The sequence below is a fragment of the Martelella sp. NC20 genome (genome assembly GCF_013459645.1).
In the GTDB taxonomy this organism is placed as follows: Bacteria; Pseudomonadota; Alphaproteobacteria; order Rhizobiales; family Rhizobiaceae; genus Martelella.
Genome location: NZ_CP054861.1, coordinates 1,988,867 through 2,011,708, shown reverse-complemented (window position 1 = coordinate 2,011,708; position 22,842 = coordinate 1,988,867). Strand labels below are relative to the sequence as shown.

Sequence of the window (22,842 nt, the reverse complement as noted above, 5' to 3'; positions counted from 1 at the left end):
TCATACTATCGGGGACACAATCCATGTTTGAACTCGCCATCATCTGGGAATGGGCGCAATTCGCCGTGCGCTGGCTGCATGTCATCACGGCCATGGCCTGGATCGGTTCTTCCTTCTACTTCATCGCGCTCGACCTCGGTCTGGTCGCGCGACCGGGGCTGCCGGAGGGCGTCTCGGGCGAGGAATGGCAGGTCCATGGCGGCGGGTTCTACAATATCCAGAAATACATGGTCGCGCCGGAACACATGCCGGAACACCTGATCTGGTTCAAATGGGAATCCTATTTCACCTGGTTGTCCGGTTTCCTGATGCTGGCGCTGGTCTATTATGGCGGCGCCGATCTGTTCCTGGTCAACCGCAGCGTGCTCGATGTCTCGGCCCCGGTCGCGATCCTGATCTCGCTCGCCTCGCTCTCGATCGGCTGGCTGTTCTACCATTATCTGTGCAAATCGCCGCTCGGCAATCACACGATTGGGCTGATGCTGCTGCTCTATGTGCTGCTGGTGTTCATGGCCTGGGGCTATACCCACCTGTTCACCGGCCGCGCCGCCTTCCTGCACATGGGCGCGTTCACGGCGACGATCATGACCGCGAACGTGTTCTTCGTGATCATTCCGAACCAGAAGATCGTGGTTGCCGACCTGAAGGCCGGACGCACCCCCGATCCGAAGCTCGGCAAGGAGGCCAAGCAGCGCTCGCTCCACAACAACTACCTGACGCTGCCGGTGATCTTCTTCATGCTGTCGAACCACTATCCGCTGGCATTCGCAACCACGTTCAACTGGGTGATCGCCTCGCTGGTATTCCTGATGGGCGTCACCATCCGGCATTATTTCAACACCATGCATGCCCGCAAGGGACAGCCGAACTGGACCTGGCTGCTGACGGCGATCATCTTCATCGTGATCATGTGGCTGTCCACCTCGCCGCAATTCTTCAAGGCGGAAGATCCCGACATGGCGGTCGCGCCGGCTTTCGAGAAATTCGCGCAGGACCCGCATTTCGATGCCGCCAAGCTGGTGGTTTCCACGCGCTGTTCGATGTGCCATGCGGCCGAACCGGTCTATGAGGGCATTCACCGCCCGCCGCTCGACGTGCGGTTCGAGACCGATGCCGAAATCGCGGCGCGCGCGAACCAGATCTACTTGCAGGCCGGCCGCAGCCATGCGATGCCTCCGGGGAACGTGACCGGCATGACGCCGGACGAACGGGCGAAGCTGGTGGCATGGTACAGGTCGAGCACCGGAATGAAGAACGAATGATCCTCAGGGGGCGGTTGCTGTCGTTTTACCGCCGGCCCGAGGATTTGTCGGACACGGCGAGCTATTTTTACGAGGACGATGGCGGCCTGCTGATCGAAGATGGCCGCATTTCCGCCTGCGGCGCGTTCAGCGATGTCCGGGCTGAGGCCCCGGAGGGCGTCGCGATCGTCGATCATCGCCCGCACCTGATCCTGCCGGGCCTGATCGACACCCACCTTCATTTTCCGCAAATGCAGGTGATCGGCTCCTATGCCGCGAACCTGCTGGAATGGCTCAACACCTACACCTTCGTCGAGGAACAGCGCTTTGCCGATCCGGCCCATGCTGCCCGCATCGCCGTGTCCTTCTTCGACGAGATGATCCGCCAGGGCACGACGACTGCCGTTGCCTATTGCTCGGTGCACAAGGCCTCCGCCGACGCCTATTTCGCGGAAGCCCTGCGCCGCAACATGCTGATGCTCGGCGGCAAGGTGATGATGGACCGCAATGCGCCGGATGCGCTCACCGACACCCCGCAGACAAGCTATGACGACACCAGGGCCGTGATCGCAGAATGGCACGGCAAGGGCCGCAACCACGTGGTCATTTCGCCGCGCTTCGCGATCACCTCCTCGCCCGGGCAGATGGAGATGGCGGCAGCACTCGCCCGCGAGCATCCCGACCTGCATATCCAGACGCATCTGTCGGAAAACCTCGCGGAGATCGAGTTTGCCTGTTCGCTCTATCCGAACGCGAAAGACTATACCGATATCTACGCGCAATACGGCCTGCTGAGATCCAACATGCTGCTCGGCCACGCGATCCATCTGTCGGAGCGCGAGCGCGACGTGCTCTCGGAAACCGGCGCGGTCGCCGTTCATTGCCCGACCTCGAACCTGTTCCTGGGCTCCGGCCTGTTCGCGCTGAAGGATCTGGAGCGCCGCGACAAGCCGGTCCGCATCGCGGTCGCCACCGATATCGGCGGCGGAACCAGCTATTCAATGCTGAGGACCATGGACGAGGCCTACAAGATCCAGCAGTTGCGCGGCGAAAGGCTGACGCCGCTGGAAAGCTTCTTCCACATGACCCGCGGCAATGCCGAAGCCCTGGGCCTTGCAGGCCGGATCGGCACCCTCGAGCCAGGCACCGATGCCGATATCGTCGTGCTCGATGCCCGCGCAACGCCCGCAATGGCACTGAAGATGGAAGCCGTCACCACGCTTGCCGAGGAGCTTTTCCTGCTGCAGACGCTCGGCGACGACCGGGCCATCGCTGAGACCTATATTGCCGGAAGACCGGCCAAATCCACGATATGACGCCGGAGCCGGCTTGGCAGGCTTTCACTCATATGTGATAAGCCTGTTTATATTTGATGCGGGAGGAAATCATGTTCTCAGAGCCTTTGACCATTGCCGATCTGAAACGGCGGGCGAAACGGCGCGTGCCGAAGATGTTCTACGACTACGCCGACAGCGGCGCCTGGACGGAAAGCACCTATCGCGCCAACGAGGCGGATTTCGCCAAAATCCACCTGCGCCAGCGCGTTCTCGTCGACATGTCGAACCGCTCGCTCGCAACCACCATGATCGGCGAGAAGGTCTCGATGCCGGTCGCGCTCGCGCCCACCGGACTTTGCGGCATGCAGCATGCCGATGGCGAAATCCTCGCGGCCCAGGCGGCAGAGGAAGCGGGCGTGCCGTTCACGCTGTCGACGATGAGCGTGTGCTCGATCGAGGACGTCGCCGAGCATACCACCAAGCCGTTCTGGTTTCAGCTCTATGTGATGAAGGACCGGGGCTTCGTCGAAAGCCTGATCGGCCGCGCCAGGGCCGCCGGCTGCAGCGCGCTGGTGCTGACCCTTGACCTCCAGATCCTCGGCCAGCGCCACAAGGATCTCGTCAACGGGCTTTCGACCCCGCCGAAATTCACGCCCAAACATGTCTGGCAGGTCGGAACGCGGCCGTTCTGGGCGCTGGAAATGCTGCAGACCAAACGTCGCTCCTTCCGCAACATCGTCGGCCACGCGCCGGCCTCTTCCGACCTCTCCTCGCTCGCGGTCTGGACCGCCGAACAGTTCGACACCAGGCTTTCATGGGCCGATGTCGACTGGATCCGGGAACGCTGGGGCGGCAAGCTGATCCTGAAGGGCGTGCTCGATACCGAGGACGCGGCAATGGCGGCGAAGACCGGCGCCGACGCCATCATCGTCTCCAACCATGGCGGCCGCCAGCTCGACGGGGCGCTGTCCTCGATCTCGATGCTGCCGAAGATCCTCGATGAAGTCGGCGGCGATATCGAAATTCACATGGATGGCGGCATCCGCTCGGGGCAGGACATATTGAAGGCCCGCGCGCTCGGCGCCAAGGGCACCTATATCGGCCGCCCCTATCTTTACGGCCTCGGCGCCATGGGCAAAAAGGGCGTCACCCGCTCGCTCGAAATCCTCCGCAAGGAACTCGATGTCACCATGGCGCTGTGCGGCAAGCGCGATATCGAGGAGATCGACCGGAGCATTCTCGCGAAGGTGGATTTTTGAGGGAAGCGCAAAGGGCGCTTGGTACTTTGGGGAGATACGCCGCTTGCTCCCCCCAATACTCTCTCCCGCTGGCGGGAGAGATGCCCCGACAGGGGCAGTGAGGGTGGCGCGGCATTTCGACCCGTAAGGGCCTCCGCGGTGATAGTCTCCCCCCTCACTGTCGCGTTCGCGACATCTCTCCCCTCCGGGGCGAGAAGTTTGGGGGGCTGTGCGGCGAGCCCAAAGACGGCTCGTTCAGGCCAGAGATTCTCCCACCCAGCCCGTCGCCAGAACCCGCGCCCAATCCTCGTACCCCCGCTCCCGCGCCATTGCGACCATCCGGCTGGTATCGTAGCGCACCTGCCGGAAACTCGGCGTCCAGCCCAACTCCGTCTTTTCGATCATGGCATAGCAAGCAAACGGCGTTGCGGTTTCGAGCTTGTGGTCAACGGGGATGTGGTAGGCGAAGCCCGGGCAGCCGACCGAGCCCGGATTGACGATCAGGCGGCCATCGGAAAGCATCACTGAGCGGGCGACATGGCTGTGGCCGCACAGGATCAGCGGATAGGAAACGCCGGCCGCGAAGGCCTCGATCTCCGGCTGGCCGCGCATGGTGAAGCGGCCGTTTTCGAGCAGTTCCTCCAGCCACATCACGCCGTCGTCCTTCGGCGTGGCGTGGCACAGATAAACCTCCTGCGCGACCACGGCGGCGCTCGGCATGTCGCGGATCCACTGGAGGGCGTCGGGCATCAGTTCGCGGAAGATCGGCTGTTCCCAGTCGCCCATCTCCTCGAAGGGCCGGTCGACCAGGGCGCGATCGTGATTGCCGCGCACCGTGGTCAGGCCGAGCGGCAGCAGACGGGCCGCGGTTTCGCCGGCGGCAAGCGGGCCGGACAGGCTGTCGCCGAGGTTGACGATCAGGTCCGGCTGCTGGCGCGCGATATCGGCAAGCACGGCCTCGAGCGCATCGATATTGCCGTGAATGTCGGCAATCGCGGCAATCTTCATCAGCTGCCCCGATAGGTCGAATAGGCATGGGCCGAGACGAGCAGCGGCACGTGGTAATGCGCGGTGACATCGGCGATCGAGAACCGCAGCGGGATATCCTCCAGAAAGGCGGGATCGGTCAGGGTCGCGCCGGTGCGCCGCAGGTAATCCCCGGCAAAGAAAACCAGTTCGTACTGGCCCGGCTCGATCTCCTGCGCCGTCAGCATCGCGCCGCCGTCGATACGGCCGTCGTCATTGGTATAGACGGTCTTGAGAAAGATCCGCTCGGCGCCGTTGATGCGGTAGAGATCGATCCTCATCTGTGAAGCCGGCTGGCCAAGCGCGGTGTCGAGAACATGGGTGGTCAGGCCGGTCATGGATATGCCTCCTCGATGATGAACGGTTCGCGATAACGATACTCTTCGAGATTGTCGCCCGGGCCGGCGCGATCAACAACCAGAAAATCGCTGGCCTCGCCGAGCGTCATCAGCGGGTGGTGCCAGACATTGGCGTCATAGTTCACGCCCTGGCCGCTTTCGGCGAAAAACACCCGCGGGGCCGACGGCGCGCCATTGTCATCTTCGGCGACCACAACCAGAAAGGGGCGGGACGACAGCGGCGAGAAGCTCTGGCTGCCGAGCGGATGGCGCTCCATCATGTCGACCTGATAGGGAAAGCGGCGCGGCTCTCCCCGGAAAATGCTGATGATCACGCAAGCCCCCTCGCCCAGCGCTTCTACGCGGGCGAGTTCGTGAAACCGCGTGGTCGTGCCGCCATTGATCAGCCTTGCCGTGGCGGGGTCTGGCGCAATCACGGCGCCGAACGGCGCGAACGCCTCCGGCGTCAGCCGTTCAAGCGCCAGCCTTGTCATGCCTTCACCCCGTAGAGCCTCAGCCGGCTGATGCCGCCATCGGGAAAGATCGCAAGCCGAACATGGGTGACAGGACCGATATTCGCGACCGCGCTGCCGCCGAATTCATGGATATGATCGGCCTGCAGCTTGGTCTGCTGGAGAATCGGCTGCCAGCCCTCGGAGGCTTCGATCTCCTCCATGCTGAAGACGTCCTTCTGGTCGGCCAGGTTGGCGCCGAGCAGCATGCAGGTATCGGGATAATTGCCCTTGAAATGAGCGGTATCGGCAACGACGCGGCGGATGACGCCGGGATGGCCGAGCTTGAAGATCACCCAGTCATGGCCCGGCCCGCGGCGGCGCGCGGTTTCCCAGCCATCGCCCATATTGATGCCGCGTCCGGGCGCCAGCATCCGGTCCGGATGGCCGTAATGGGCATCCGACCAGTGCAGCGCATGAGTGCCGCCGAAGATATAGGCGAGGTCGATCTCCTCGTTCTCGCCGACCTTGTCCCAGTTGAAATAGGCGGAGCCGTAGACCCTGAGCCGCGCGATGCCGCCATCGGGAAAGATGTGGAGACGAAGATGGGTGAACACCTTCTGGCGCGTTTCCTGATCCATTTCGTAATAATGGTGCCGGTCGGGGCCGAGATCGGAAACCGGCAGCACCGCCTGCCAATCGGCGTTCTCGTCCGGCTCGCCGCTGTCCATGAAACAGCCCTCGATCGAACATTGCGGCGGGTAGTTGCCGGTGAAATGGGTGGTATCGACATCGAAACCGCGAATTCGCCCGGGCATGGCGAGCCGGATGATCGCCCAGTCGTGGCCGGGCACGCGCTTGCGGCGGCTTTCCCAGCCATCCATCCACTTGCCGTGCTCGTCGTATTCGCCGGACAGGAACACGGCGGCATCGTCCTTCAGCATCCGGGCAAGCGGCGCGAAGAACTGGTCCGTGGCAAAAATCGCCCGCGCGCCGAGCCGGGCGGAAGCAAGGTTGATCGCACCGACCGCGAAATCGGGCAGGGCTACGGACGTCTCTTGGTCTGACATATATTACTCCGCGAGCATGTGGCGCAGCCTGAGACCGGCGATCTTCTCGACCTCAGCACAGGCTGTTTCAAGCTCAACGGCCGCGGAATTGTCGATCCGTTGCCTGAAGGCGGAGAGAATATCGTCCTTATCGAGGCCGCTGACCGCAATAATGAAAGGAAACTTGTACTTGTCTATATAGGCGGAATTGAGTTTCGTAAACTCGGCATGCTCTTCCGGCGACAGCCGGTCGAGGCCGGCGCCGGCCTGCTCGCGGCGGCTCTCCTCGGTCAGTTCGCCGGCAATCGCAAGCTTGCCCGCAAGATCGGGATGGGCGCGCAGCACGCCGAGCCGTTCATCCTCATGCGCCGCGCGGAATACGGCGGCAAGGGCCTGATCCACGCCCGTGGCCGTCAGCGGCTCCCGGATCAGCCCCCGGTCGAAGGCCCGCTCGGCGATGAAAGAGGAATGCTCATAGACGCCGCCGAAACGGCTGACGAATTCATCGCGGCTTATCATCGCGCATCTTCCTTTGGCAGGTGGTTTTCATACCAGTGACGCGCGATCTCGATCCGCCGCGCGATCCAGACCTTGTCGTGGTTCTGGACGTAGTCAAGGAAGCGCTTCAGCCCCGCCAGCCGCCCCGGCTTGCCGACGAGGCGGCAGTGAAGCCCGATCGACATCATCTTCGGCGCGCCATCGCGGCCCTCGTCATAGAGCGTCTCGAAGGCGTCCCGCAGATAGGTGAAGAACTGTTCGCCGGAATTGAAGCCCTGGGGCGTGGCGAAGCGCATGTCGTTATTGTCGAGCGTATAGGGAATGCGCAGGAACGGCCTGCCCTCGGGGTCGCGCACCCAATAGGGCAGGTCATCGGCATAGCTGTCGGAGGAATAGAGGAAGCCGCCCTCCTCCATGACGAGGTCGAGCGTGTTGACCGAGGGCTTGCCCTGATAGAGGCCGTAGGGCCGCTCGCCGGTGATTTCGGTATGAAGCCGCACCGCCTCGCGAATATGGGCGCGTTCGGTCTCGATATCGAAATCCTTGTATTCGAGCCATCTGAGACCGTGGCTGGCGATTTCCCATCCGGCCTCCTTCATGGCGGCGACGGCTTCCGGATTGCGCGCCATGGCCCGTGTCACGCCATAGACGGTGACCGGTATGTCCATGCGCGTGAACAGCCGCCACAGCCGCCAGAACCCGGCGCGCGAGCCATATTCGTAAAGCGATTCCATGTTGAGATTGCGCTGGCCGGGCCAGGCCTCGGCGCCGACGATTTCCGACAGCAGACATTCGGAGGCGGGGTCGCCATCGAGAATGCAACTCTCGCCGCCCTCCTCGTAATTGATCACGAACTGCACGGCGATATTGGCATCGCCCGGCCATTTCGGATCCGGCGGATTGCGGCCGTATCCCACAAGTTCGCGCGGATATGCGCTTGTTTCAGCGTTCATCATGCCCTCGACTCTCTTTCCTGCCGACGGTAGACGACGGCTGGCATCGCCGGAAGAGGCAAGGCGAAAAAACCGGCACAAATCAAGGGGAAAACCCCTGTCCATCGAGCGATCGTACGCAAAGCCCTACGCCGACTGCCGTGCCCGGAGGGCGCCCATCGGGTGCAGCGAATGGACGCAGAAAGGCGCGCCGGGCTCCTCCTCGATGAACAGCGCGATATGGTCGACCTCGACCGGCTCCAGCAGGATCGGCCCGAAAAACGCTTCCAGCGAGCGCTCCATGCGCGGCATCTCCGCCGCTGCGAGCGGGCCGGTCAGCGGCATGTGGAAGGAGAAGGCGGTAAGCACATCCGGCTCGCCCCAGCGATGCAGGTTGGAAAACTGCACCGGCGTCAGGCCTCCCGACGCCCGCCGCTCGATCTCGGCTTCGGAAAGCGGCGCGCGAAAGCTGTCGAATTCGGTGACGATGCTGGCGGCAAGCGTATCGAGCGCGGGCACGGCCGTCATTGGCGCAAGCGCCAGCATGTTGCCGCGGTGCACGACCCTGAGCGGCGGCAGGGTGAAGGGATGAAAGCGCATGGCAAAGCGCATCATCGCCTTCAGCAGCATCTGCTCGCTCATGCCCTCGGCCAGATGGAACGGCGATTTCAGCATGCCCTGAAAGCCGTAGCGGCGCGGCAGCGCGGTGTGATAGGCGATTTCTGCAAGCGGCAGGCCGACGATCATCGGCGGTTCGACCGCAGCACCCGAAAACGCGTTCCGCCCGACCCAGTTGGCGCCCACAATGGCGAGCCCGTCATGCGGCGATGGCGTAAAGCAGATGGCATAGCGTTCGGCGGGCATCGCGGATCACTTGGGGAAGCGGTTTCTCGCTCCTCCGATAGCTGATTCCGATGACAGGGATACGACGGGCTTACCGGCCGAGGCGCTATTTCGCCCGGCCTTCCGCCCGCCTCAGATAGATGCCGGGATCGTATATTTCCGGCAGCGGCGCAACCGCCATGCCGGTGGCAAGCCGCACCGCGTGGTCCGCCAGCCGGTAGGCGATGCCGAAACTGGTCTTGAAGCCGCCGCCAAGCGCGACGACATCCGGAAAGGCCTCGATCGCGCCGATCATCGGCTCGCGGTGCACGCCGCGCGGGCGCAAGCCGGCCCAGCGTTCGACGACCGGCGCGTCCCGCAGGGCCGGCACGGTTTTGCGCGCGGCCGCGATCAGGGCATCGAGGCGGTGATCGGTGGTCGCCCCATCTTCGAATTCATCCTCCGTGGTCGAGCCGACGGCGACACGCCCGCCTTCGTGCGCGATCACGTAAAGCCCGTCATCGAAGACGATCGGCAAGGACGGGTCGCAGTCGGCGGCAAACAGCGCCGCCTGCCCCTTGACCGGGCGGCCGAGCGGCTTGCCGGCCGGCGCCCAGAGCGGCTGAAGCAGCGGGAAACCGCCGACGCCTGCTGAGACGATAACCCGCCCGAAACCGATCCGTCCGCCATCGCTCAACCGCAGGCATTTCGCCGTCGCGTCGATTTCCGCGACAGGCGCCGTCAGCCGGCGTACATGTCTGGCGTTTTCAAGAAATGCCCGAAGCGCCGCGACCACGCCGCGTGGAAAGATATGGGCGGCAAAGGTTTCATGGACATAGGCGAGCGCTGCGGGATCTTCGGCGGGCCAGCCGTCAAGCGGGGGATGCTGGACCACCCGCCACTCGAACCGACGGCCGCCCTCACGCCAGTTGAGGGCGGCGGCATCGGCGCGCAGCCGGGCGGTCTCGACCTGCCGTTCGGCGTAAAGCGGCATCACCCGGCCCGCGCGGCGATAACCGGTTGAGAGCCCGGTCTCGGCCTCGAGCGTGCGGATATGTCCCTCCAGCGCGGCAAGCGCCTCGAACTGGTACTGCTTCTTTTCATCCCACTGATCCGGCATATAGGCCATCAGCGCACCGAGCAGACCATTGCTCGTGGCCGGCGCGCCGCTGTCGATCAGCAGGGTGTCGATCCCGGCCTTCTCAGCGTGATAGGCCGCCCACAGCCCCATGATGCCGCCGCCGACAATTGCCAGGTCGGCGGCAAGATCGGCAGATGGCATTTGACGGGAGGGGCCGGGCGCGTCATTCATCCCGGCGATGGACCACAAATGGCGGGCGGATGCAACAAAAACAGGCTCTGACATGACCGTGACATGGGATGACGGCGACCGGCCGTTTTCGGAAGCGTTTCAGGACCATTTCTTCTCCGAAGCGGATGGACGGGCCGAATGCGGCCACGTGTTCATCGACGCCAACCGGCTCGGGGAACGCTGGCGGGCTGGCGGCCCCTTCCGTATCGGCGAACTCGGCTTCGGCACGGGGCTGAATTTCTGCGAAACCTTGCGCCAGTGGAAAGCGCTCAGACGCCCGGACGGGCATCTTGGCTTCACCTCGTTCGAACTGTTCCCGATGACCAAGGCCGATATCGACCGTGCGCTGTCGCACTGGCCCGAGATCGCCGCCGAACGGCAAGCCCTTGTTGCACAATGGCCCGCGCATCCCGCAGGCGTGATCACGATCGAACCCGACGCGCAAACCCGGCTGACCGTGATCTGCGGCGATGCGCTGGAGGCGCTGACGGCCCTGCCCGACCGTTTCGACGCCTGGTATCTCGACGGCTTCGCGCCGTCCCGCAATCCCGACATGTGGTCCGAAAGCCTGATACGCGCCGTCTTTGACCATACCGCCGCCCGCGGCACGTTCGGCACCTATGCCGCCGCCGGCTTCGTGCGCCGCAACCTGCTAAAGGCGGGCTTCACCGTCGAACGGCGGCCGGGTTTTGCCGGAAAGCGCGAAATGCTCGCCGGTTGTCGCCCCTCTGAGAGGTAGTGCTTGACTTTTGCAGGCCCGCGCATCATGTAGAGCCCAGCTTTCCACCTGTTCGCATGCCGCGTGAGCATGCCTGGCGCGGATGACCCGAAACGGGTCGCGTCAAGTCCAGGTCAAGCGCATGATAAAGTCCGGCGCTCCCAGTCGGCGCGCGGAAGGCATTTTCCACCAATAAGTTCCCACTTCACGCGGGGCGCTTGAAACCGAAACCACCGGCATTTGCGTTTGGTCGCAATGCGCGGAGGGCTTTCGGCATGCCTTGAAAGGCGCTTTTGAATTGACTGATTTTAATACACTTGGACTTTCCGCCCAGCTCGTTGCCCGTGTCTCCGCCGAAGGTTACGAAACCCCGACGCCGATCCAGGCGAAGGCCATTCCGCTGGTGCTCGAAGGCCGCGACGTGATGGGCCTTGCCCAGACAGGCACCGGCAAGACCGCCGCTTTCGGCCTGCCGATCATCGACATGCTGCTCGCCAACGGCGGCAAGCCCGCCCCGAAGGCCGTCAAGACGCTGATTCTGGCGCCGACGCGCGAACTGGTGAACCAGATTGCCGAGCATCTGCGCATCTTTGCGCGCAAGACCCCGCTCAAGGTCAACATCGTTGTCGGCGGCGCGTCGATCAATCGCCAGCAGCAGCAGCTTGCCGGCGGCACCGACATTCTGGTTGCGACCCCCGGCCGGCTTCTCGACCTGCTCGACCGCAGGGCGCTGAACCTTTCCGCCGTGCGTTATCTGGTGCTGGACGAGGCCGACCAGATGCTCGACCTCGGCTTCATCCACGACCTGAAGAAGATCTCCTCGCTGGTGCCCGACGCGCGCCAGACCATGCTGTTTTCGGCGACCATGCCGAAATCGATCGCCGAGCTTTCGAAGCGCTTCCTGACCAATCCGGAACGCGTTGAAGTGACTCCCCCCGGCAAGACCGCCGACAGGGTCGAGCAGGCCGTGCACTTCGTCGCCGGCAAGAACGACAAGGTCGAACTGCTGCGTCAGGAACTGACCAACAACCCCGAAGGCCGCGCGATCGTGTTCCTGCGCACCAAGCACGGCGCCGAGAAGCTGATGAAGCATCTCGAAAGCCGCGGCTTCGCCACCGCCTCGATCCACGGCAACAAGAGCCAGGGTCAGCGCGAACGGGCGCTGAAGTCCTTCAAGACCGGCGAGATCAACGTTCTGGTCGCAACCGACGTCGCAGCCCGCGGCATCGATGTGCCCGGCGTCACCCACGTCTACAATTACGACCTGCCGGAAGTGGCCGATGCCTACGTTCACCGTATCGGCCGTACCGCCCGCGCGGGCAAGGAAGGCAAGGCCGTGGCATTCTGCACGCCCGAGGAATCCGCGCTGCTGCGCGATATCCAGAAGCTGACCGGCATCGAGATCACGGTTGCCAGCGGCGTACCGCATGCGATGGCCGAGCGCCCCGCCCGCGGTCGCGGCAATGGTCGCGGAGGCGCCGGAAACGGCAAGCCCGCGCGTCGCGCCCGTCCTTCCGCCAATGCCGGCCCGCGTCAGGGCGAAGCCCGCAACGGCGCACCGCGTGACGGCGCCCCGCGCGACGACGCCAATCGCAATCGTCCGGCAAAGGCCCGTCGTCCGCGCAACCGCCAGGGCGACCGCCGCCAGAGCGCTTAAATCCGCTCGAAGACCCGCCGCATTGCTGGCGGGTCCGACTGCTGACGCAGCCCCCTTCTCCACTCCGTCATGCCGGCCTTGAGCCGGCATCCAGGGCAGCCCGAAAAGCCTTTGCCGATTTCGACACAAAGCCTTCAGGGCCCGTCGTGCGGCCCTGGGCCCCGGGTCGAGCCCGGGGTGACGGCGGAGAGAGAGAGGCCGCACCGTGAGCCGTTTATCAATAAGCTGACCCGCCGCACTGCCGGCGGGTTTTGTTTTGCGCCCATTTTTCGGTCAGCAACCGTATGCACTCTGGATACTAAAGCAGCACAAATTTTGCGGAACCGCTCGTTTTTTCAGCGCGTTGCTCTTTATAGCGACCTTAAAAACGACATTGCGCGGCAAGGCATGGTCCTTGCATTGCTGTCGATGTTGTATTGATATGTAAGAATAACAATCGGGGGATGAACGCTTTGGCATTCGATGAAATGATGAACGCGGAAAACCAGCCGCGCGCGCCCTACCAGGACTATTATGACTGGTACAGTCAGCAGAACCCCGCTTCATTGATCGCAAAGTCACGAGATGCCGAGAACATTTTCCGCAAGACGGGCATCACCTTTGCCGTCTATGGCCATGCGGATTCCTCGGAGAAGCTGATACCCTTCGATATCGTCCCCCGCATCATCGCCGGACGCGAATGGCGCAGGCTCGCCGCCGGGATCGAGCAGCGGGTGATAGCGCTGAACGCCTTCCTGAAGGACATCTACCACAAGCAGGAGATCATCAAGGCCGGCCGCCTGCCGCGCCGGCTGATCGAGGAAAACGACGCCTTCCTGCCGCAGATGATCGGCTTCGAGCCGCCCGGCGGGGTCTATACCCATATCGTCGGCACCGATATCGTGCGCACCGGCGAGGACCAGTTCTACGTGCTGGAGGACAATGCCCGCACGCCCTCCGGCGTTTCCTACATGCTGGAAAACCGGGAAACCATGATGCAGATGTTTCCCGAACTGTTCTACAAGAACCGGGTGCGCCGGGTGGAGGACTATCCGCAGCTTCTGCGCCAGAGCCTTGCAACGCTTGCCCCGCCCGGTTTTACCGGCACCCGCCCGCGCGTGGCGGTGCTCACCCCCGGCATCTACAATTCCGCCTATTACGAGCACTCCTTCCTTGCCGACATGATGGGCGTCGAACTGGTCGAGGGCTCCGATCTACGCGTCATCGACGGCAAGGTGCAGATGCGCACCACCCGCGGTTACCAGGCGATCGACGTGATCTACCGCCGCGTCGATGACGACTTCCTCGATCCGCTGACCTTCCGCCCGGATTCAGCCCTCGGCATTCCCGGCATCATGGATGTCTACCGCGCCGGCAACGTTACCATTGCGAACGCGCCCGGCACCGGCATTGCCGACGACAAGGCGATCTATTCCTACATGCCGGAGATCGTCGAATTCTATACCGGCCAGAAGCCGCTCCTGGAAAACGTCCCGACATGGCGCTGTTCGGAGCCCGACAGCCTCGCCTACGTGCTCGACAATATCGCCGACCTCGTGGTCAAGGAAGTCCACGGGTCCGGCGGCTACGGCATGCTTGTGGGGCCAGCCGCCAGCAAGCGTGAGCTTGAAGATTTCAGCGCCAAGCTGCGCGCCCGGCCATCGAACTACATCGCCCAGCCGACGCTGTCGCTGTCGACCGTGCCGATCCTGGTCAAGAAGGGCATCGCGCCGCGCCATGTCGACCTTCGTCCCTATGTCCTCGTCTCCGACCGCGTCCGCATCATGCCCGGCGGGCTGACCCGGGTGGCGATCAAGGAAGGCTCGCTGGTGGTCAATTCCAGCCAGGGCGGCGGAACCAAGGACACCTGGGTGCTGGAGGACTGACAATGCTTGGAAAAACCGCAAACGGCCTCTACTGGATGTTCCGCTACATCGAGCGCGCCGAAAATATCGCCCGCCTGATCGATGCCGGCCAGCGCGTTTCGCTGACCCGTTCGAAAGGCGCCGACGACTGGGACGGCATCCTGCAGAGCGCCGGCGTGCAGGAAGCCTATTTCGAGGTTTACGACAAGCTGACGGCCGACAACGCCATCGACTTTCTGCTGCGCGACCGCCGCAACCCGTCAAGCGTCGCCTCCTGCATCGATTCCGGCCGCCACAATGCGCGCATGGTGCGCACCGCGCTGACCCGGGAAACATGGGAGGCCACCAATGAATGCTGGATCGAAACCCGCAGCCTGCTGGCGGCGAAGGTCAATCCCGCCGACCTGCCCAAGGCCATCGATGCCATTAAGCTGCGCACCGCGCTGATCCGCGGCACGTTTCACGGCTCGATGCTCAGAAACGAGATCTACAATTTCGCCCATATCGGCACCTTCATCGAGCGCGCCGACAATACCAGCCGCATTCTGGACGTGAAATATTACGTGCTGCTGCCGTCGGTGCACCATGTCGGCACCTCGCTCGACAATCTGCAGTGGGAATCGATCCTGCGTTCGGTGTCCGCCCACCGGGCCTATGGCTGGGTGCATAACGGCGAGTACAAGCCGAGCCAGATCGCCGATTTCCTGATCCTCGACGTGCAGCTCCCGCGTTCGCTTGCCTATTCCTACGAGAAGATCGTGCTCAACCTCGACTATCTGGCCGCCGACTACGGCGTCAGGGTCCAGGCCCACGAGACCGCGCACGCGATCCGCAACACGCTGCGCAGCCAGAAGATCAAGACGATCATGGATAACGGCCTGCATGAATTCCTGGAGGATTTCGTCAGCCGCAACAATATCGTCAGCCAGCAAATCAGCGAGGGGTATCGCTTCTACGTCTGACGCAGAAGCGTTAAAAGGAACAACAAACCATGCTTTTGAACATCAGCCATGTGACTGAATACAGTTACGACGAGCCGGTTCAGTTCTCTCTGCAGCGGCTGCGCCTGACGCCGGTGAGTTCCGCCAGCCAGACCGTGAAGGACTGGACGGTATCGATCGAGGGCGCCAAGAGCGAGGTCGCCTATATCGACCAGTATGAAAACCACGTCCGCCTCGTCTCCGTCGAGGGCGAGCAGCACAAGGTGCGGCTGACGGCAAAGGGCGTTGTCGAAACTCGCGATACCGACGGCATTTTCGGCCCGGCCTCGCCCGATATTCCGCTCTGGCTGTTCCTGAGACCGACGCCGCTGACGGGTGCGGACGAGCCGATCAAGGCGCTTGTCGCGCGTCTTGAAGGCGATTCCGATCTCGCCCGGCTGCACGATCTGATGGCGATCCTGCACAATTCGATGACCTTCAAGCCCGGCTCCACCTCGGTTGCGACCACCGCCGCCGAGGCGCTGGAAAACAAGGAGGGCGTCTGCCAGGACTACGCCCATATCGTGATCGCCGCGGCGCGCGCCATGAAAGTGCCGGCCCGCTATGTCTCGGGCTATCTTTATATGGAGGAAGGCCCCAACCAGACGGCAAGCCATGCCTGGGCGGAGTGCTTTCTCGAAGGCCTCGGCTGGGTCGGCTTCGACGCCGCCAACAAGGTCTGCCCGGACGAACGCTATGTCCGCGTCGCCACCGGCCTCGACTATCGCGACGCCGCCCCGGTCTCCGGCATGACCATCGGCGGCGGCCGCGAAACCCTTGAGGTGAAGCTCAGCGTGGCCGGCCAGAGCCAGTCGCAGAGCCAGAGCTGAGAAGCGGACTCACGCGGCATCGTCGTGGTGGTTTTCCGGTCTGACGGCAAGCTGGAGCCCAAGCGCTTTCAGAACACCGATGAGCGTGGAAAGCTTTGGATCGCCGTTTTCACTCAGAGCCTTGTAAAGCGCTTCGCGGGTGACGCCCGCGCGCCGCGACACCGCCGACATGCCCTTTGACCGGGCGACATCACCGAGAGCGGCGGCGATAAGCGCGGGGTCGCCATCCTCCAGCACCGCTTCCAGATAGAATGCGATGTCTTCCGGCGTTTCGAGATATCCGGCTGCGTCGAAGGGCGTCAGTTCTGCATGCTTGCCGATTTCGGTCATGACATTCCTTTCAGAAATTCCCGTGCCCTCTGGATGTCCCGCTCTTGCGCGGACTTGTCGCCGCCGCACAAGAGAATGACGATGGCCTCCCCACGTCGACAAAAATACAGTCGATAGCCGGGCCCGTGATGAATACGTACTTCGCCGAGACCATTCCCGAGGCTTTTGACGTCGCCCAGATTCCCCTGCTCGATCCGACGAATGCGGGCAATGATGCGGGCTCTCGCCTCCCGGTCGCGGAGGTCCGACAACCATGCTGAAAATGCGCCTGTTTGAAGGACCTCGCTCATACTGTGAATTATAGTTTACAGATTTGGATTAAACAAGCGGGAAACGCCAGGTCTCGGGAGCGAGGCAAAAACAAACCGGCAGCGCTTTCACGCTGCCGGTTTGGTCGCATCGACTGCGTACCGATCAAACACCACCCGGATAATTCGGGCTTTCGCGGGTGATCGTCACGTCGTGGGCGTGGCTTTCGCGCAGGCCGGCATTGGAGATCTGGACGAAGGTCGCCTTTTCCTGGAAGTCGGCGATGGTCTTGCCGCCGACATAGCCCATGGCGGCGCGCAAGCCGCCGCCGAGCTGGTGCAGCACCGCGCCGGCGGGGCCCTTGTAGGGCACCTGGCCCTCGATGCCCTCGGGAACCAGTTTCAGCGTGTCGCGCACCTCGGCCTGGAAATAACGGTCTGCCGAGCCGCGCGCCATCGCGCCGACCGATCCCATGCCGCGATAGGCCTTGAAGGAACGGCCCTGGTAGAGGAACACCTCGCCGGGGCTTTCATCGGTTCCGGCCAGCAGCGAGCCGACCATGACGGCCGATGCGCCGGCGGCGATCGCCTTTGCCATATCGCCGGAAAATTTGATGCCGCCATCGGCGATCACCGGAATGCCGGCCTCGCGCGCGGCCTCGGCAGCGGCCATGACGGCGGCAAGCTGCGGCACGCCGACGCCGGCGACGATGCGGGTGGTGCAGATCGAGCCCGGACCGATGCCGACCTTGACTGCGTCAGCGCCGACATCGATCAGCGCTTTCGTGCCATCGGCGGTCGCGACATTGCCGGCCATGATCCGCACCGAATTCGACAGCGTCTTCACCCGGCCGACCGCATCCAGCACCTTCTGGGAGTGGCCGTGGGCGGTATCGATGACGATCAGGTCGACGCCGGCATCGACCAGCATTTCGGCGCGCTGGAAGCCGTCATCGCCAACCGAGATCGCGGCGGCGGCCCTGAGCCGTCCCTGCGCATCCTTGGAGGCATTGGGGTTGAGTTGCGACTTTTCCATGTCCTTGACGGTGATCAGGCCGACGCAATGGCCGCGGTCATCGACCACCAGCAATTTCTCGATGCGGTGGTGGTGCAGCAGGCGCTTGGCCTCCTGCTGCTCGACCGACTCACGCACGGTGATCAGGTTTTCCCGCGTCATCAGTTCGTCGATACGCTGTTCGGGATTGGAGGCGAAACGGACATCGCGATTGGTGAGAATGCCGACGAGGCGGCCGGATGAATGACCGTCGCTGGTGCCCTGCTCAACCACCGGAATGCCGGAGATCCTGTGGGTCTTCATCAGCGCCAGCGCCTCGGCAAGCGTGGCATCGGGGCCGATCGTCACCGGATTGACGACCATGCCGCTTTCGAATTTCTTGACCTGGCGGACCTGCTCGGCCTGTTCATGCGGCGTCAGGTTGCGGTGGATGACGCCGATGCCGCCGGCCTGCGCCATGGCGATGGCAAGCCGGGCCTCGGTGACGGTATCCATGGCGGAAGAGAGGATCGGCAGGTTGAGGTGGATGTCCCGGGCGATCGTGGTCGAGACGTCGACCTCGCCCGGCATGACCTCCGAATGCCCCGGCTGCAAAAGCACATCGTCGAAGGTGAGCGCCTGCATGCCGGTTGCAGCCTGAATAATCTGCGCCATAGCCAATTTCCTCTTCAAAATACGAAACGGCCCGGAGGGAATATCCCCGTCCGGTCCCTTGCAAGATAATCCTGGAAGTTGGCGAGTGCTCGTAACACGAAGATGACGGCTTGGAAATAGCAATCCGCAGCGGTGAGCGCGGATTGCAGTGTTTTCCGGCAAAGCCGTGGCGCTATAGCGGCATCAGAGCCTGAACTGGTAGGTTTTCGGCATGAAGACATAGCCCTGATCGGTCTTTTCGACATAGCCGACTGCGGGAAACGGCATGTGATAGCCAAGAAACGGGATCTTTTCCGCCGCGACCATGTCAAAGACTTCTCTGCGGGTCTTGGCCGCCATCTCCTTGTCCATGTCGAAGCGCACCTGCCAGTCCGGCCGCTGCAGCGAAAGCACATAGTGATTGGCGGTATCTGCCGTCAGCAGCAATTGCCTGCCGTCCGATTCGAGCATGAAGATCATATGGCCCGGCGTATGGCCGAAGGCATCCATCGCGGTGATGCCGGGGGCCACGGTATCGCCGCCCTTGATGAAGCGCGCCTGGTCGGCAAGCGGCACGATCAGCTTTTTCACGCTCTCATGTCCGCCTTCAGCCGGCGTCCCCACCCGCGCCTCGTCGCCCCAGAAGGCATATTCCATGTCGCCGAACACATAGCTTGCATTGGGAAAGGCCGGGCCACCCTCCTCCATCAGGCCCATGATATGGTCGCCATGCATGTGGGTGATCACCACGACATCGATATCGCCGGGCTGATAGCCATTGACCTTCAGCCCGGCCACGAGTTGTCCAGCCCCCCAGGAACGGCCAGCCTGTCCCATGCCGGTGTCGAACAGGATCACCTGCTCGCCGGTATCGACCAGCACCGGCGCAAAGCCGTTCACCATCTTGTCCGCGGGCAGGAAATTTTCCTTAAGCAGCGCGGCGACGGCTTCCGGGTCCTGGCCCGTGCCGAAGGTCTCGCCCGGATTTTCCATCACGCGGGAGCCGTCCTCGACCACGACGAGCTTGAAATCGCCAAGGTTGAAGCTGTCGGTTCTCGGTCCCTGCGATGTTGCCATCGTTTCTCCGTCGGCGGCGATCGCGCTGCCACCTCTTGCAAGAAAGGGCGCGGCGATTGCGGTAAGTCCGGCCGTCGCCATCAGGCGGCGGCGGCGAATGCCTTTGTCTTCTGCCATGATCGTCCTCCTTAAAATGAAACCACTGACTTTGGGGAGAAAACCACGGTTTCAAGACAAGGGCCCGATTTCAGCCGCGCGCCGGTCTCACTTTTGCGTGAGTGTTTCGCCGATTATCCGTTTGGCATTTCGCGCTGTCGGGTCTAGTAAGTATGCCTTTCGCACATTTCTCGACAAAGAAGTCCTGTCAATGAATCCCGTCGTTCCGCTTATCATGGCCGTTGCCCTGTTCATGGAAAACATGGATTCGACGGTGATTTCGACCGCGCTGCCGGCGATTGCCGCCGATCTCAACGTCGGGCCGATCACGCTGAAACTGGCGCTGACGACCTATATGGTGGCGCTTGCGATCTTCATTCCGGTCTCGGGCTGGATGGCCGACCGGTTCGGCGCCGCGCGGGTGTTTCGCTCGGCGATCGTCGTGTTTCTGCTGGGCTCCGTCGCCTGCGCCGTTTCCGGCAATCTGGCGGAGTTCGTCGGCGCCCGCTTTCTCCAGGGCATGGGCGGTGCGATGATGACGCCGGTCGGACGGCTGGTGATCCTGCGCACGACAGACCGCTCCGAACTCGTGCGCGCCATGGCGTTGCTGACGATCCCGGCGCTGGTAGGGCCAATGGCGGGGCCGCCGGTCGGCGGCTTCATAACCACCTATTTCACCTGGCACTGGATCTTCCTGATCAATGTGCCGATCGGCATTGTCGGGCTCATCATGTCCGGCATATTCCTGCCGGCGATCAAGGACGAGCCGACGTCGAACCTCGACTGGACGGGCTTTTTCCTGGTCGCGACCGCGGCTTCCGGCATCGTCTTCGGCATGTCGGTGATCTCGCTTCCGGCCTTGCCGCCGGCAACGGGGATCATCACCGCCGGCGTCGGCATCGCGGCCGCGCTGCTCTATCTCCGGCACGCAAGACGCAGGAACAATCCGCTTTTGAACCTGAAACTGTTTCGGACGCCGACCTATCGCGCGGCGGTGGGCGCCTCGGCATTCTTCCGGATGGCGACCGGCGCGTTTCCGTTTCTCATGCCGCTGATGCTGCAGCTCGGTTTCGGGTTGAACCCGTTCCAGTCCGGCATGATCACCTTTGTCGGCGCGGTCGGTGCGCTGGTCATGAAATTCATCGCGCCGCGCATCTTCTCCGCCTACGGTTTCCGCACCGTGCTGATGGCCGCGGCACTCGGGGCCTCGCTGCTGACGATGAGCTTCACCTTGTTCGAGGCGACGACCCCCTACATCATCATCATCGTGCTGCTGTTTGCCACCGGGCTTTGCCGTTCCTTCTTTTTCACCGGCGTCAATGCGCTCGGCTATGCCGATATCGAGCCGGCGCAGGCGAGCCAGGCAACGGCATCGACCTCGATGTTCCAGCAGGTCAGCCTCGCGCTTGGCGTTGCCTTCGCCGCGACCATTCTGGAGGTCACGGGCTGGATCACGGGCGACGGGCTGACGGTCCAGCATTTCCACATCGCCTTCTTCGTCGTCTCCTTCATCTCGCTGGCCGCGATCATTCCGCTGCTGCGCCTCGACGCGGACAGCGGCTCCGCCGTTTCCGGCCACAAGCGCGGGCAACCGAAGGCCAGCGGCGAGGCGGCGGAATAGAGGTCGCGAAACGCTGAAACGAATATTTACGAACATTTACTTTGACAAAGCGAATGTATTCGCGCATTCTTACGCCGTTCAGCAGCGGGAGTGCGCATGTCGGAACCAGTCGATATCTTCGTCATCGGTGGCGGCGTCAACGGCGTCGGCGTGGCGCGCGATGCCAGCGGCCGCGGCCTTTCCGTCACGCTCGCGGAGATGAACGACCTTGCCTCCGCCACGTCCTCGGCCTCGACCAAGCTCTACCATGGCGGGCTGCGCTATCTCGAATATTACGAGTTCCGGCTGGTGCGCGAGGCGCTGATCGAACGCGAAGTGCTGCTGAAGGCGATGCCGCATATTTCCTGGCCGATGCGGTTCGTGCTGCCGCACCACAAGGGCCTGCGCCCGTGGTGGCTGCTGCGGCTCGGCCTGTTTCTCTACGACCATCTCGGCGGCCGCAAGATCCTGCCCGCCACGCGCACGCTCGATCTGTCACGCGATGAGGCCGGCAAACCGCTCAAAAACGAATATCGGCGCGCATTCGAATATTCCGACTGCTGGGTGCAGGATGCCCGTCTGGTATCGCTGATGGCGCGCGACGCGGCGACACGCGGCGCGCGGATCATGACCCGTACGCGGGTGACCGGCGCCGAGCAGGTGACGGACGAGGACGGCGCGACACTCTGGAAGGTCTCGCTTGCGGATGCCACGGGTCCCCTGCCACCGGTCCATGCCCGCGCGCTGGTGAATGCCGGCGGGCCCTGGGTTGCCGATCTGCTGAAAGGCACGCTCGGCATCGACACGAAGGAAAAGGTCCGGCTGGTGCGCGGCAGCCATATCGTTACCCGCAAGCTTTACGACCACGACCGCTGCTATTTCTTTCAAGGAGCCGATGGCCGGATCATCTTCGCCATTCCCTATGAGCAGGATTTCACCCTGATCGGCACCACCGACGAGGACCATCACGGCCCGGCCAGCGAGGCCAAATGCACGCCCGAGGAAGCGGATTATCTCTGCCGCTTCGCCTCGGACTATTTCGAAAAGCCCGTGACCCGCGACGATATCGTCTGGACCTATTCCGGCGTCCGTCCGCTTTATGATGACGGCGCCTCTTCCGCCACCGCCGCCACCCGCGATTACGTGCTGTCGCTGCGCAAGGAAGGCGCGCCGCTGGTCAGCGTCTTCGGCGGCAAGATCACCACCCATCGCAAGCTCGCCGAAGCGGTTATCCACAAACTGTCCCACTATTTTCCACAGGCCGGCGGCGACTGGACGGCGACCTCGACCCTGCCCGGCGGCGACTTCGCCGTCGCCGATGCGAAGGGACTTCCCGACAGGCTCGTCCGCGATTACCCTTTCCTGAAGCGTTCCGCCGCCTTGCGGCTTGCGCGCAGCTATGGCAGCGAGTGCCGGGACGTTCTGGGCGCGGCCGGAAGCGCCGCCGATCTCGGCCGGGATTTCGGCGGCGGGCTTTACGAGCGCGAGGTGCGGTGGCTCATGGAGAAGGAATTCGCCCGCACGGCGGAGGATATCGTCTATCGTCGCACCAAGTGCGGCCTCAGGATGAGCGCGGAAGAGATCGCGGCACTTGACGACTGGCTGAAGGCGGCTGGCTGAAAGCAAAAA

At 63.2% G+C, this 22,842-nt stretch carries 21 protein-coding genes and 1 pseudogene; 10 read left to right on the top strand and 12 right to left on the bottom strand.

The window, feature by feature from the left end; all coding sequences use genetic code 11:
* Positions 1-23 precede the first annotated feature (23 nt).
* The 3 genes from HQ843_RS09685 (at position 24) to HQ843_RS09675 (ending at position 3,777) form a co-directional block, all read left to right on the top strand.
* Entirely contained in the window at positions 24-1,262 is a 1,239-nt protein-coding gene (locus HQ843_RS09685; RefSeq protein WP_180898503.1) for a urate hydroxylase PuuD, read from the top strand.
* Complete coding sequence (guaD, locus tag HQ843_RS09680) at positions 1,259-2,557, top strand: guanine deaminase (RefSeq protein WP_180902259.1); 1,299 nt, start codon at positions 1,259-1,261, stop codon at positions 2,555-2,557. The genes HQ843_RS09685 and guaD overlap by 4 nt, the downstream gene beginning before the upstream one ends.
* Before the next feature lie 71 nt (positions 2,558-2,628).
* Positions 2,629-3,777, top strand: a complete 1,149-nt coding sequence (locus HQ843_RS09675) for an alpha-hydroxy acid oxidase (protein WP_180898504.1) — start codon at positions 2,629-2,631, stop codon at positions 3,775-3,777.
* A gap of 234 nt (positions 3,778-4,011) precedes the next feature.
* On the opposite strand, the gene HQ843_RS09670 is transcribed toward HQ843_RS09675, so the two are convergent.
* From HQ843_RS09670 to HQ843_RS09635, 8 genes are all read right to left on the bottom strand, one after another.
* Positions 4,012-4,764, bottom strand: coding sequence for a metallophosphoesterase family protein (locus HQ843_RS09670; RefSeq protein WP_180898505.1), 753 nt, complete (start codon positions 4,762-4,764; stop codon positions 4,012-4,014).
* Positions 4,764-5,120 (bottom strand): hydroxyisourate hydrolase, encoded by a 357-nt coding sequence (gene uraH, locus HQ843_RS09665; RefSeq protein ID WP_180898506.1) that lies wholly within the window; start codon positions 5,118-5,120, stop codon positions 4,764-4,766. Before uraH ends, HQ843_RS09670 begins: the two co-directional genes overlap by 1 nt.
* Entirely contained in the window at positions 5,117-5,614 is a 498-nt protein-coding gene (locus HQ843_RS09660) for an ureidoglycolate lyase (RefSeq protein WP_180898507.1), read from the bottom strand. Before HQ843_RS09660 ends, uraH begins: the two co-directional genes overlap by 4 nt.
* Positions 5,611-6,642, bottom strand: a complete 1,032-nt coding sequence (gene alc / locus HQ843_RS09655) for an allantoicase (protein ID WP_180898508.1) — start codon at positions 6,640-6,642, stop codon at positions 5,611-5,613. The genes HQ843_RS09660 and alc overlap by 4 nt, the downstream gene beginning before the upstream one ends.
* A gap of 3 nt (positions 6,643-6,645) precedes the next feature.
* Positions 6,646-7,140: a 2-oxo-4-hydroxy-4-carboxy-5-ureidoimidazoline decarboxylase gene (gene uraD / locus HQ843_RS09650; RefSeq protein ID WP_180898509.1), complete on the bottom strand. Its 495-nt coding sequence runs from the start codon at positions 7,138-7,140 to the stop codon at positions 6,646-6,648.
* A complete protein-coding gene (gene puuE, locus HQ843_RS09645; RefSeq protein ID WP_180898510.1) occupies positions 7,137-8,072 on the bottom strand; it encodes an allantoinase PuuE in 936 nt (311 codons plus the stop codon). The genes uraD and puuE overlap by 4 nt, the downstream gene beginning before the upstream one ends.
* A gap of 126 nt (positions 8,073-8,198) precedes the next feature.
* Complete coding sequence (locus tag HQ843_RS09640) at positions 8,199-8,915, bottom strand: DUF1045 domain-containing protein (protein WP_180898511.1); 717 nt, start codon at positions 8,913-8,915, stop codon at positions 8,199-8,201.
* An 85-nt stretch (positions 8,916-9,000) separates the two neighbouring features.
* Positions 9,001-10,155 carry an NAD(P)/FAD-dependent oxidoreductase gene (locus HQ843_RS09635; protein ID WP_180898512.1) on the bottom strand — a complete coding sequence of 385 codons (1,155 nt, stop codon included), beginning with the start codon at positions 10,153-10,155 and terminating at the stop codon, positions 9,001-9,003.
* 82 nt (positions 10,156-10,237) lie between these two features.
* Here HQ843_RS09635 and mnmD point away from each other — a divergent pair, with 82 nt between their 5' ends.
* The 5 genes and pseudogenes from mnmD to HQ843_RS09610 all read left to right on the top strand — a co-directional run bounded on the left by mnmD (position 10,238) and on the right by HQ843_RS09610 (position 16,214).
* Positions 10,238-10,924 carry a tRNA (5-methylaminomethyl-2-thiouridine)(34)-methyltransferase MnmD gene (mnmD, locus tag HQ843_RS09630; protein WP_180898513.1) on the top strand — a complete coding sequence of 229 codons (687 nt, stop codon included), beginning with the start codon at positions 10,238-10,240 and terminating at the stop codon, positions 10,922-10,924.
* Between the two features lie 277 nt (positions 10,925-11,201).
* Positions 11,202-12,557: pseudogene (locus HQ843_RS09625) on the top strand (DEAD/DEAH box helicase); the annotation flags it as partial.
* Between the two features lie 446 nt (positions 12,558-13,003).
* Positions 13,004-14,425 carry a circularly permuted type 2 ATP-grasp protein gene (locus tag HQ843_RS09620; protein ID WP_180898515.1) on the top strand — a complete coding sequence of 474 codons (1,422 nt, stop codon included), beginning with the start codon at positions 13,004-13,006 and terminating at the stop codon, positions 14,423-14,425.
* A 2-nt stretch (positions 14,426-14,427) separates the two neighbouring features.
* On the top strand, positions 14,428-15,366 hold the full coding sequence (locus tag HQ843_RS09615; protein WP_180898516.1) for an alpha-E domain-containing protein: 939 nt from the start codon (positions 14,428-14,430) through the stop codon (positions 15,364-15,366).
* 29 nt (positions 15,367-15,395) lie between these two features.
* On the top strand, positions 15,396-16,214 hold the full coding sequence (locus tag HQ843_RS09610) for a transglutaminase family protein (protein ID WP_180898517.1): 819 nt from the start codon (positions 15,396-15,398) through the stop codon (positions 16,212-16,214).
* A gap of 9 nt (positions 16,215-16,223) precedes the next feature.
* Here the strand turns inward: HQ843_RS09610 and HQ843_RS09605 are convergent, their stop codons facing one another.
* The 4 genes from HQ843_RS09605 to HQ843_RS09590 all read right to left on the bottom strand — a co-directional run bounded on the left by HQ843_RS09605 (position 16,224) and on the right by HQ843_RS09590 (position 19,634).
* Positions 16,224-16,544, bottom strand: coding sequence for an addiction module antidote protein (locus HQ843_RS09605; protein WP_180898518.1), 321 nt, complete (start codon positions 16,542-16,544; stop codon positions 16,224-16,226).
* Positions 16,541-16,834, bottom strand: coding sequence for a type II toxin-antitoxin system RelE/ParE family toxin (locus tag HQ843_RS09600; protein WP_180898519.1), 294 nt, complete (start codon positions 16,832-16,834; stop codon positions 16,541-16,543). Before HQ843_RS09600 ends, HQ843_RS09605 begins: the two co-directional genes overlap by 4 nt.
* Positions 16,835-16,958: 124 nt before the next feature.
* Positions 16,959-18,461, bottom strand: coding sequence for an IMP dehydrogenase (gene guaB, locus HQ843_RS09595; protein ID WP_180898520.1), 1,503 nt, complete (start codon positions 18,459-18,461; stop codon positions 16,959-16,961).
* 183 nt (positions 18,462-18,644) lie between these two features.
* Positions 18,645-19,634: an MBL fold metallo-hydrolase gene (locus HQ843_RS09590; RefSeq protein WP_180898521.1), complete on the bottom strand. Its 990-nt coding sequence runs from the start codon at positions 19,632-19,634 to the stop codon at positions 18,645-18,647.
* 190 nt (positions 19,635-19,824) lie between these two features.
* On the opposite strand from HQ843_RS09590, the gene HQ843_RS09585 reads away from it, so the two are divergent.
* The gene (locus HQ843_RS09585) at positions 19,825-21,234 is read left to right on the top strand and encodes an MFS transporter (RefSeq protein ID WP_180898523.1); all 1,410 of its coding nucleotides are present in this window, start codon (positions 19,825-19,827) and stop codon (positions 21,232-21,234) included.
* A gap of 96 nt (positions 21,235-21,330) precedes the next feature.
* A complete protein-coding gene (gene glpD / locus HQ843_RS09580; protein WP_180898525.1) occupies positions 21,331-22,833 on the top strand; it encodes a glycerol-3-phosphate dehydrogenase in 1,503 nt (500 codons plus the stop codon).
* Positions 22,834-22,842 lie beyond the last annotated feature (9 nt).